The sequence below is a fragment of the Rothia sp. HMSC073B08 genome, from assembly GCF_001812975.1.
Taxonomy (GTDB): Bacteria; Actinomycetota; Actinomycetes; order Actinomycetales; family Micrococcaceae; genus Rothia; species Rothia mucilaginosa.
The window spans coordinates 2,899-14,037 of record NZ_KV811086.1; the positions used below are offsets into that span (position 1 = coordinate 2,899).

The following is an 11,139-nucleotide window of genomic DNA, read 5'->3' on the forward strand; positions in this document are numbered from 1 at the left end:
CCCCGTCTTCGGGTGGGGACTTTCATTGAGGCCAGCCGTAGAATTCGTCACGGTATGCTGTGGCTTCATTTCCCCTCCTTCGGGTGAGGGATCTTCAGTGCGATTCTGAGCATGAATCGCGAAATCTCGCGCGGGTTGCGTAGCCCCGGTTTAGAAACCAGATTGGTTTCTAAACCGGGGCTCTTCTCTTTAAATATGAAGATGGGGCTATATGTGACACCTACTGCGGATTTCTCAAGGCAGCTATCTGAGTCTGAAATGACCAAACTGGATGCGTGTAATCTGTAACAGCGCTATGGTGAGATTATGAGCGAAGGACAGAACCGATTGCGTCGCAGAGGAGGGGCAGGGATAATGAAGATATCTGATGATTTCTTGGGTATACGCTTATTGCCTAATCCTTGCGCCTGCTATGGTGTGAGCTTTCATTGAGGTACGTACTGTTAATTTAACTAGGGAAGTCATCGGAATATATTCTTCTGGGTTACAGAGAAACAAACTGAACCTAGAAGCTTTCTATGCTAGTTTCCTCCTTCTGCTGTTGGGGGAGACTCTATCGGTATATACGTAATGTTAATTTAACTTGGGTCCAGGGTGTTGCTTGAATATTATCTTAATGCTAATGTTGAGGTGTCAACCGGTTCAGAAGTCTCTGCAGAACCAAGCTGAAGTGACTCTAACCCCGACCTTGGAGGTGAAGGATAATGACTCCGCTTATGACATAAACAAAAAAGCCGCCCGCTACGCGAGGCGCAACGGGCGGCTTTTGTTCAATAAGCATTTACCGCATCAAGCGGTGGTTATGCCTGTTGCCGCAGGCATAACCTAATCAGTATACCGGCAGTACGGAGGAGCCTCCCAATCTGCCTGCATGCTGACCGCTTGTGTGGTCATATGCTTACCTTTCATACCCTGTGCTGTCACTACCCAAAACACGGACGTGACAGCACAGGGGAGAAGGAAAAGGCATACCGAATTAGCAGCGTGACGAAAACACGCGCACCATTCGGGAAAGCAAGGTAGCTTAAAGCTATACAAGTAAACGTGCACGTCCAACGCATCGAAGCAAACGTGCACCCAATATATAAGGAGACAACCATGTCCCAGAACATCATTACCCTCGACGACCTCATCGAAAACGTCGAACTCGGCGGCGGCTCCGTCATCACCTCCATCACCGAACTCGAACCCGCAGCAGGCCCCCACGCATCCGTGGCACCCGCCAAGTTCGTTGATGACAAGAAGTCCGTCTTTGCCTACGAAACCCGCTACATTGTGGAAGAGATTCAGAACCCGGAAGACTCCGAAGACGCCGAAAAGGTCGTCAAGGGCAAGTCTCAGAAGGTCGTCCTCATCGACAGCAAGCAGTCCGAACTCAACCGCGCAGAAGCCGCCATCGAACAGGGCCGCCAGTACGGTGACGAAGCAGCCGTCAAGATTCCCCGCGCCGTCGTCACCTACAAGACTGAAAATGGCCCCGTAGAATACAGCGACATGGAGCTCTCCCACCGCATCTTCGACGGCCACTTCCGTGCCGGTCGTGTCGACGGTAAGCCCATCACCGAAAACGACCAGTACCGCGCACTGCGCAACTGCACCCCCGCAGACATGAGCGCACTGCTCAACACCGCCCCTGCAGCGCTCCTCTTCGGCGCATGGGACTCCACCCGCAAGAGCAACCAGGTCCGCCTGCGCAGCGCCCTCGTCGGTGAAATCATCGGCGTCCTCGCAGACCAGGATCCTGGCGCTGAACACCGACAGGCACGCCGTGGCGGCGCCCGCGTCGACGCCGTCGCTGCTAGTGTGCAGCTTACCCCTAAGGACATGGAGTCCCTGGTTAATGACCAGGAAGCTGAACTGAGCCCGGTCAACGTTGGAGCTCGTCGCAACGAAATTAAGAAGGCCAAGGCCGATGCCCGTATCTCCGCTTCCCCCCTCGGCCTGGGTAGCATCCCGCCTGTACTCGAAGAAACCGGCGCCGTCGCATGCTGCCGTATCATCCGTTCCTGGGTTCTGAGCCTCGCCACCCTGCGCCAGTTGCGCTTCGGCACCGACGAAAAAAAGAACGTTGCTGCGCGTGCACTCCTTGCCGCACTCGGCCTCAACGCCATTGCCCGTGCGGAGCGTGAACTCTACATCCGTGCCAACTGCGACCTGATCGAATCCGCCGCACCCGTCGTTACCCTCGACCAGCGTTTCGGTGAGAAGAAGACCTTCGCACCCCTGACCGTTAAGCAGGCCGACCAGCTTCTCCTCGAAGCTATCGAGTACGCCAAGGAGGAAGGTGTGGCTGACTGGAACGGCCAGACTCTCAACGTCGAGGGCAACCCCAGCATCATCGCGAACGCCACCGCGGAGGACGCTGAATAATATGACGAACCTCGGAATTCTCGCGAGGTTCCCGCTCGGCGTATACCAGGGCCATAAGGCGGACGGAAGCCCCGACGCCTTCCCCGACCCTGCCCGCTTGCAGGCCGCGCTCCTCAGCGCGGCCGCGCAGGGACCTCACGCAATTATCGAAAACGGGCAGCTCGCCCCCTCGGAAGAATCTCTCAAAGCCCTCAAATGGCTTGAAGAGAACCCCCCGACCGGGCTACAGCTTCCCGACATGTGCCCCGTGTACCGCTCACCCAACAAGATGAGCCGATTCATGTACCGCGAGGTAGCGCGCTCCACCAAGGATGGGCGGCAGACCGAACGTCGCGCCGTATCCGACGGCTGGGCAGTATCCGACACCATCGGCTGGCAGTACGATAAGGTACCCGCAGACATCGCGGAAACCATCACCCAGCTCTGTGGCGAAGTACCCTCCCTCGGAGAAGCCAGCAGCTTCACCGCCCTCTACACCGGAGACGTGGAACCCACCCACACCATCGACACCAAGTCGGGTCCCTTCGAAGCAGGTGGCATGCCCGTCCGTGTGCCCGTACCCGGTCGAATCAACGCGCTCATGCGTGCTCATGCAGAAGCGTACCCCGTCAAGGTTCCCACCAAGGCAGGCGATAAGACCGCAGCGAGCGACACGATGCGCCCCTCATCGGTACCCACCGCAGGCCTCGGATCCATCAAGTACCAGCCTGTGGAGGCTGAAACTTCCACCAGCCCCTGGGAATACTTGTGGCTCCTCGAAGTAGATGGTGAAGAGTTGAAGCCCGAACAGTACGTCAAGGCAAGCTCCCTTCTGCACAAGGCACTCGTAGCTGCCGCAGGATTCGGCGCGCCCAGCCTCATCACCGGCAAGTACCCCAAGGACCACAAGCCGGCCAACAGCCTGGCGCTGCAGTACCTGCCTGCCCGCTACCTGCCCGACTATCTGCGTCGTGGGGTGAAGTCTCAGGGAGTCCTACTCGTCTTGGTCCCGGCAAGCGCCCCGACCGATGAAGCAGTAGAACTCGGTATCGCGCTCAGGAGTGTCGAAACCCTCTACGCTCAGGACTTCCCCCGACTGACCGTGAAGCTTCGTCAGAAGCGCCTGCCTGCGCAGGGGTTCTGGGATGCTCCCAAGACCGGGTACAAGCGCCTGTGGCGTACTCTCAGCGCGGCCGTTCCCGAATCGCGCGTTTTCAACCGCCCGAAGAAGACTGAGACGAAGGCCTGGACCTTCGCAGACGCCGCTCTGCTTTCCATGGCTTACGTGTGGCGTGACAGCTTCGAGGCGCCCGAAGCCGAAACCTCACGCGAACGAATTCGCAGCTTGAGGGATCAGGTCGAGGAAACGGCTGAAGCCAAGGTTCTGGAAGCTCACCGAGTCACCCAGAACCCCGCCGCCTACGCCTACAAGCTGCCCCGCACCCTGCCCGCAGAGCCGTGGCGCGGTGTCGTAGACCTCGGCAACCTGGCAACGGACACGACCATCGTAGCCATCGGCCAGTCCCGCCACATGGGCGGCGGCCTGCTGGTTCCGTTCGACGTGCCCACCGAAGAATACGACCGCCGCAAGAAGGAGGAAAAGCATGACTAGCCCCGCTACCGCGCTGCCCTCCATTAGTCGTGATGAGTTCGGTGAGTTCTTTGCCGCGCTTGACGCCGCGCTTGACGCCGCGCTTGATGCCGCACTTAACAGCTCACCTAACGAAGCACCCAAGGAAAAGCAAAAGCGCTACCCCTTCAGCTGGCAGGAAGAAGTGCTCGACCACATTTGCGAGCACGGCGTATGGCCGGAACGTATTAACGCGCCGACCGGCTCCGGCAAGTCCTCCGTGGTTGATATCCACCTCTTCGCGAATGCGCTCGCCGCGGTTGGCGCCGCACCGCGCGTTCCCCGTCGCCTCTGCGTGACCGTGGGACGCCGCGCGCTGGTCGACAGCCAGGCAACCCGCGCCGACAATATTCTCGGCTGCATGAAGAAGGCGCTCACTGACGGATCCGGTGAGCCCGATATTCTGCGTAGGGTTGCTGAAGCTCTCCAGAGCTTCCAGACCCGCAACGACGAGAAGGAGAGTAACCCCTTCGAGACTGGTCACATCCGTGGCGAACTCTCGAACCGCAACCTGCCGGTCACCGACATTTCGGCTTGCGCAATCATCGCCGCAACCCCGGATATGTACGGTTCGCGAGCGCTTTTCCGCGGCTACGGCAGCACCAAGGCTGCCCGCCCGCGTGAGACTGCCCTGCTGACCATGGACACCGTCATGGTGCTCGATGAGGCACACATGAACCGTCAGCTGTTGCACACCACTCAGCGTATTGCCGAGTTGCAGAAGCGCGAGGTCAACCTGGGTGTTCCCACCCTGCAGGTGGTCGAGACGACCGCTACCCCCTCCACTGAGGACAGCGATTCGACCACGCTGGGCGTGGACATTGAGGCTCTCGACAGCCCGAATGATGAAGAGCTGCGCAAGCGTGTCAACTCGCACAAGGAACTGGTGCTCCGCCCCATCGATAAGTGGGATGGCAAGCCCGGTAACCGTGCGGTCGTGGATGCCGCTGTGGACGCCATTAAGGATTTCCTTGCCCACCGTGAGGCGAGTGAAGACTCCAAGAAAGCCCATACTGTCGGTTGTATCGTCAACCACGTGCGGACGGCTATCTCTATCAAGGAGAAACTCGTTAAGGATAAGGTGCTTGGAAAGGAGGAAGAGGTTCAGCTTCTCGTAGGACGCATGCGCCCGTACGACCTGCAAAAGTTGCACCCCGACCTCTTCACTACCGAAGGCGATAAGTCCGTGAAGGTTGTTGTGGCCACCCAGACCCTCGAAGTCGGTATTGACGTTGACTTTGCTGACCTGGTGACCGAGCTAGCGCCGGCTTCCTCCTTGGCACAGCGCTTCGGCCGTGTTAACCGTCTGGGCCACCGTACGGATTCCAAGGTCGTCGTTATTAGGCCTGCCAGTGGTGACTCGGTAAAGAAGGACGCGCCTCCCTACAAGGCGGTCGACCTGAGCAATGCGTATGCATGGCTCGAAGCGCTCAACGATACTGAGAACCCGTCGGTGAACCCCGCCGCAATGGTGAAGAACCCGCCGGTGCAGTCCTCCCCGGAGCGTCTGCTCTACCAGCGCCCGGAATGGCCTGACCTGCTGGAATTCTCGCGTACCGACGAGAACCCCTACGACGAGCCGGACCTTGACCTGTGGCTGCACGACTCCCTGGATGCAGAAACCGCAATGGGCGGTGTTATTGTGCGCGATAACCTGCCGAGCAACACTTCTGCCGCAATGGAGATTCTCAAGACCAGCTACTTCGCACCGGTCGACGAGGAAACCTTCCCCACGAATCTGAAGATTCTCCAGGAGATTCTGGACCACCAGGATGAGCACGGCGTGAAGCCGCGTAAGTTCCTTTACCGTCAGGGTGAAGTCTCCCTGTGGCAGGATGCTGACCAGGGGGCAGAGAGCAGTCAGTCGTTGGCCCCCGGTGACGTTCTGATTCTTGATACGGGTAGTATCCCGTTCACGAACCAGGGTATTGCTGTGACTCAGCGTGAGCTGCCTTCTAAGAAAGACGAGCTGGAGGCTGTACCCTTCCCCAAGGGCATCAAGCTCTACGTGTACGAGAAGTGCGCGAATCGTGAGGAAGACTTCAGGGAATACCTGGGCCTCTCACCCGAAGAGGTAGCGGAACTGCTCGACAGCCAAGCTTCAGGCGGCCAGAAGAGGATTGCTTCTGAGCTTTCTACCGAGGCTGAGGACGGTCAGGAAGTTATCGCCTGGTACGCCGACGTGACCGACGACAAAAAGTCTGTTGAAGGTTCCGATATCGCTCAGGAGCTGGTGTTGGCTGGTCCCGTTCTTCTGGACGACCACCAGAACGATGTTGCTGAGCGTACCCGCCAGCTTGCCGAGAACCTCGGCCTGGCGCCGGAATTCTCGGAGGCCCTGGAACTGGCTGCAAAGTACCACGACGAGGGCAAACGTGACCTGCGCTTCCAGCAGATGCTGGGTGCAGACCTGCAGGCGGACGCGCTCGCAAAGAGTGGCCACCGTTCCGTGGCAGAGGCGTACCGCGCCCGTAGTCGTAGCGCCCTGCCGAGGGGCTGGCGTCACGAGCAGCTGTCTGCACTCATGGTTGCGGCCTCGCCCGAAAAGGTGGGGGAGCACCGCGACCTGGTATTGCGCATCATTGGCTGCAGTCACGGTCACGGCCGGTTCTCCTTCGCTCATGACGCAGGCTTCCTGCTTAAGGAAGGCTATCTGCCCGAAGGCACGGACTACGAAGCGCTCAAGGAACAGGCGACCCGACTCTTCAACGTCGGTTACTGGGACAACCTCATGGAGCAGACGAGCCGCACCTACGGCCCGTACGCTACCGCCTACCTTGAGGCCGTTGAACGCGCAGCAGACGCCCAGATTTCACGGGAGGGACACTAATGGCAACGCTGATTATTGCCGGTGACTACACCTCGGCATTGACCCATTTTGCCCTCTACGGGCTGTCCCTGATGGTCGAGCAGAAGCACCCCGGAACCGTCACTGTCGGTTGGTCTCAGGAAGGTCAGCCGCGTGCCCAGATGCATGCTGAAGGCGTGTCAGAAGAAGAAATTGCCGAGTGCGTGCACTCCTACGTTTCTTCTCTGGCCGCTGAAGACAGCTGGGTGAACGTCGACCAGTCCTACGGTGCGGGTAAGGAAGCTGCTGTTTTCTCCCCGTTCTCCCCGCGTATTCGAGGAATCGACGCGGAGAAGTACCCGGACGACTGGGCTTCTCACCAGAAGACCCGACAGGCTCATCTGGATGCGCTGATGGAACGTGACGACCTACTGTCTCTTCTCTGGATCTCCGGCCTGGGCGAACCTGCCTACTGGCGTTTTGAAACCAAGGCTCCTCGCCCCGACCACGGTGCATCCCGCTGGGAGATGAAGACTCGCAATAAGGGCCAGGAGTTCGTTAAGGACCGTCTGCGCCTGATGTGCGCGGACCTGGCCACCTGGGAACCTTCCGCGACGCTCAGCGGTATTACCGGGCAGACCCTGTACGACTCGCTGGATAATAAGCCGGAATCCCGAACCGGAACCGGTTTTACTGTCCCGCAGCCGACCGATACCGCGCTCGCCTTCTGTGCGCTGGTGGGTGTTGCGAATTTCCCGGTGATTCACCAGATCCACCGGATTGGCGTGACCCCCGGTGCGTACCCGTACAACGCTTTGCACCCGCGGCTCATGGTGCTTCCGGTATCCTCCGGAAGGGTTACGCCCGCCCGATTGCGAACCGTGCTGCGCAGCCACCCCTACCGTAGGGTGGTTGACGAACTCGGTAAGGCGATGGAACGCGGCTCTTTGAGCTCTGACATTTTCGTGTCCGAACTGGCAGACGAGAAGGCGATTCTTCGTGAGAAGGGCGTTCAGGCGTTTGTTGCTTTCCCCATCGCGAAGGTGGGTAGTGAATCGGCTCCTGAGCGTCAGGTTCTGAAGGGTAGCGCGATTCCGCTGGGCTAACCTAGCCGCTTATCGAAGCGGGCAAATATGCCCGCACAATGCAGGGGAGGGGCCCTCCGGTCGTATTGCCGGAGGGCCCCTCCCTCTATCTATTATGAGTGCCTACATATCGCTGGGTGGATATGCGGTAGCTGGTGCGCTAGGGAACCGCCCCTTACGCCACCGCCACGGTGCCCTTGGCTGCGGTGCCATTTCGGGTCCACAGCAGCAGTGCTGCCACGCTGTTGATGATGTAGAAGATGTACTTGCCGACGTTCGCGAAGTTGCCCTGAGTCAGCGCCTTCACGCACTGCACGGCGTTGTACAGGAGCCAAAACTGCCACTGCATCGTGAGCTTGAGCGCGTTCAGAATGTTTGCTGACAGGGACAGTCCAAACACTACGGTCGTGATCCAGAACAGGAACGAGGTCTTGCCGCCGTAACCGACATAGTTCGCAATCAGGGAGAACGCGAACGAACCGGCCACAATGCCGCCAATAATCAGCTGACCCTTCGCGCCGGTCGGCGGTTCCATTGCCTTGCCGCGTTCGGAGTTCTGCCACCTACGAATCGCGAAGGTGTACACGATGAACGTGACCGGGTAGGTGATGATTGCTGCCTTGTTGCCCAGAATGTAATCAATCGCGCCAGACAGTGCCGTGTTAATAATGCCGAGCACGTTGCCGATATTTGAGAGGCGGCCGGTCAGGCGGGTAGACATCATTGAAATACCCACGTTAATCACGGAAATCACGCCGAGGGGAATGAAGTTCGTGATCGGGCCCCAGTCGACGTATTTGGCGAGGTTGGTGCTCAGGTATCCTGAGGCGATTGCGATGGCGATAACCAGTGCTACGCCGAAAAGGTCGGCGTACTTGGACTTGGCGAAAAAGAGGAGAGCCTTCTCGTATGAGAATTCCTTGGCCTCCATGGGTAACTCCTTTGTTGAGGATATAGGAACAGTGATAGGGTACCAATAACTATAACTCTTTGAAAAGGGTTTGAATCGGCGTGTCACACATAAAACTTCAGAAACCCACATATTCCACATCTCGGAACACCGCGGCATTGGGTAATTCAAAATCACCCCATCAAGAACCCATACCAACTTCCGGCAAACCTTGCCAGATATCGCCCCTATTTCGTTGAACATCGAAAATGGGCGTAAAATCACCGCCGTTTCGTCTTCGCTTTAAAGGGGACCTTAAGGTACGCTAGATGACTGGGTCAGGGAACCGTGCCGGTCTCACTCACCGCGCATCCGCCCGACAGACACCCGCACCCCGTACACTGCGTCTCACTCACGCACACAGGGGAGGGAACCCAACGTATCGGCCTCACTCACCGTTTACGCGGCTGTCCGCGCGTCCTGCCACCCGTAACTCACTCAACTCAAACAAGAACTGAATAGGACAATCATGCCCTTGATTAACCATCGACTCTCACGACGATTCTTTGTAAAGGGTGCTTCCGCTGCCGCCGCTGCAGGCGCACTGACTCTGCAGGCACAGGCCGCTCAGGCTGACGAAGCTCCCGCAAACCTTGCCCCGGCAACCGAGGAAACTAAAGGCCCGCGCCTCGTTATTCAGCGTGCCACCATCACTGAAACCGGTATGACCGTGAACTACACTGCACACGGTCTACGCGAACTCCTCACCGAAGGCACCACCCTGACCGTACGCCACGGCTACGTTCGTAACGACTCTTTCGAAACTCTGCGCTCCTGGCCGCTCACCCCCGAATTTGACGGTGATGCTGACAGCTTCAGCGGTAGCGACCAGTTCCCCATCGAGCTGATGCAGGGTGAGGGTGTTGATCACGCCCTGCAGTTGGATATTTGCTCCGACCCGTGGGGTCAGGAGATTGCCCACCAGATTGCTGCGCGCATTCCCGTGGCTGAGACTAAGATCCTGAAGACTTCTTTCGAGGATGTTCCGGGTAGCCACCCGTTCGCTGAGGATATCCGCATGGCGAACCAGAAGAAGTGGCTGATGCCGAACCCGCAGACTGGTGCGTTTGAGCCGGACCGCCCTGTGACCCGTGAGGAGCTTATTGCTCTGCTGAACCACGCTGCTGGTCACGCTGGCGTGAGTGAAAACTCTAATGTTGCACCCTTTGCGGATGCGGCAGACCGCCCGACCGCGAACGCGCTGCACTGGGCTCGTGACCGCAAGATCACTGAGCCTCTCACTGGTGGCGATAAGATTGACCCGACCGCACCGGTTTCTCACGAGGAGCTGGCGGCTGTACTGTTCCAGTACAACGCGGAGGTTCAGCTGACCGAGATGAACGAGGCTGCTGGTTCTCGTTTCCGCGACGTGCTCGGTGCCGGTACTCTGCACCGTTACGTTGCGTGGGCTGGCGCGAACGACATCGTGCTGGATTCTTCGGGTGTGTTCAACCCGACCGCGCCGACTACTCGCGCGGAGCTGGCTCGTTTCATTCGCCGTTACAAGCTGCAGAACCTGCTGTTCACTGACTTCTCGTATGTCTCCTAATTTTTAGCTATCCCTGGCGTTGCGCGCTGGGTAGCGTGAAACCCCCGTCTTCTGGCTTTTGCTGGAGGCGGGGGTTTTGTTATGCCCCGTATTGCCGCACCTCGGGGAGTTTTAGTGACAGGCTGTGCCTGGCATATGAAATTTTGCGTTATATATGCCTAAAATCTTGCAAAATCCTGTGCGCTAAGTAAGTATTACCTAGAAGGTAAGTTAAAGGTTGCCTTACTTAATACTGTGTGAAGACTAGTTTCCTTCCTCGTGGGCCCATGAAACCCACACCAAAGAGCAGGAAAAACGCGGCGCCTCACCACCCATCGGTGGGGGAGAGACGCACCTTCACACACCACCCACGAAAAAGGACATACATATGAACCTCGCTTCAAGCAAGGCATTCAAGGGCCTCGCCGTTGGATCGCTGGCACTGGCAATTTCCGGCGTTGCCACCATCCCCGCATCGTTCGCGGCAGAATCCACCCCGGTAGCAAGCCAGAGCACTGACGCTCGCACCATCACCGATAAGGCGATGGCTAAGATTACTCAGGGCCTGCCCGGTCAGTTCCAGGTCGCATACTCCAAGAAGACCAACAAGATTTGGGTTGCGGGCACCGCTGACCGCGACAAGCACGTTTCTACTATCGCTCGTATTGACGCGAACTCCCTGAAGATTGAGGCAGTCGCCGAGCTGCCCATCGTCAAGAACGACAAGGGCTACCAGTACGACGCAGCTTACGGCATCACCGTTGACGATGTAGACGGTACCGTCTGGGTTACCAACACCACCGACAACTC

6 protein-coding genes and 1 pseudogene are annotated in these 11,139 nt (G+C 58.2%); 6 read left to right on the forward strand and 1 reads right to left on the reverse strand.

Annotated features, from left to right (window positions below):
- Positions 1 to 1,098: 1,098 nt before the first annotated feature.
- From cas7u to HMPREF2884_RS08140, 4 genes are read left to right on the forward strand one after another with little or no spacing between them, the layout of a single operon-like run.
- Positions 1,099 to 2,370 (forward strand): type I-G CRISPR-associated RAMP protein Csb1/Cas7g, encoded by a 1,272-nt coding sequence (cas7u, locus tag HMPREF2884_RS08125; protein WP_070616666.1) that lies wholly within the window; start codon positions 1,099 to 1,101, stop codon positions 2,368 to 2,370.
- A gap of 1 nt (position 2,371) precedes the next feature.
- Entirely contained in the window at positions 2,372 to 3,961 is a 1,590-nt protein-coding gene (gene csb2, locus HMPREF2884_RS08130; RefSeq protein WP_070616668.1) for a type I-G CRISPR-associated protein Csb2, read from the forward strand.
- Complete coding sequence (gene cas3u / locus HMPREF2884_RS08135; RefSeq protein ID WP_070616670.1) at positions 3,954 to 6,809, forward strand: type I-G CRISPR-associated helicase/endonuclease Cas3g; 2,856 nt, start codon at positions 3,954 to 3,956, stop codon at positions 6,807 to 6,809. The genes csb2 and cas3u overlap by 8 nt, the downstream gene beginning before the upstream one ends.
- On the forward strand, positions 6,809 to 7,873 hold the full coding sequence (locus HMPREF2884_RS08140) for an aldehyde dehydrogenase (RefSeq protein WP_070616672.1): 1,065 nt from the start codon (positions 6,809 to 6,811) through the stop codon (positions 7,871 to 7,873). The genes cas3u and HMPREF2884_RS08140 overlap by 1 nt, the downstream gene beginning before the upstream one ends.
- 154 nt (positions 7,874 to 8,027) lie before the next feature.
- Here the strand turns inward: HMPREF2884_RS08140 and HMPREF2884_RS08145 are convergent, their stop codons facing one another.
- Positions 8,028 to 8,783 carry a nicotinamide mononucleotide transporter gene (locus HMPREF2884_RS08145; protein ID WP_070616674.1) on the reverse strand — a complete coding sequence of 252 codons (756 nt, stop codon included), beginning with the start codon at positions 8,781 to 8,783 and terminating at the stop codon, positions 8,028 to 8,030.
- Between the two features lie 487 nt (positions 8,784 to 9,270).
- On the opposite strand from HMPREF2884_RS08145, the gene HMPREF2884_RS08150 reads away from it, so the two are divergent.
- The gene (locus HMPREF2884_RS08150; protein WP_070616676.1) at positions 9,271 to 10,350 is read left to right on the forward strand and encodes an S-layer homology domain-containing protein; all 1,080 of its coding nucleotides are present in this window, start codon (positions 9,271 to 9,273) and stop codon (positions 10,348 to 10,350) included.
- Positions 10,351 to 10,717: 367 nt separating this feature from the next.
- Positions 10,718 to 11,139: pseudogene (locus tag HMPREF2884_RS08155) on the forward strand (peptidase); the annotation flags it as partial.

Excerpts from the sequence above, each read along its gene's own strand:
- HMPREF2884_RS08150 (WP_070616676.1), top strand. The coding sequence starts at position 9,271 with ATGCCCTTGATTAACCATCGACTCTCACGACGATTCTTTGTAAAGGGT.
- csb2 (WP_070616668.1), top strand. The coding sequence starts at position 2,372 with ATGACGAACCTCGGAATTCTCGCGAGGTTCCCGCTCGGCGTATACCAG.
- cas7u (WP_070616666.1), top strand. The coding sequence starts at position 1,099 with ATGTCCCAGAACATCATTACCCTCGACGACCTCATCGAAAACGTCGAA.
- HMPREF2884_RS08140 (WP_070616672.1), top strand. The coding sequence starts at position 6,809 with ATGGCAACGCTGATTATTGCCGGTGACTACACCTCGGCATTGACCCAT.
- HMPREF2884_RS08145 (WP_070616674.1), bottom strand. The coding sequence starts at position 8,783 with ATGGAGGCCAAGGAATTCTCATACGAGAAGGCTCTCCTCTTTTTCGCC.
- cas3u (WP_070616670.1), top strand. The coding sequence starts at position 3,954 with ATGACTAGCCCCGCTACCGCGCTGCCCTCCATTAGTCGTGATGAGTTC.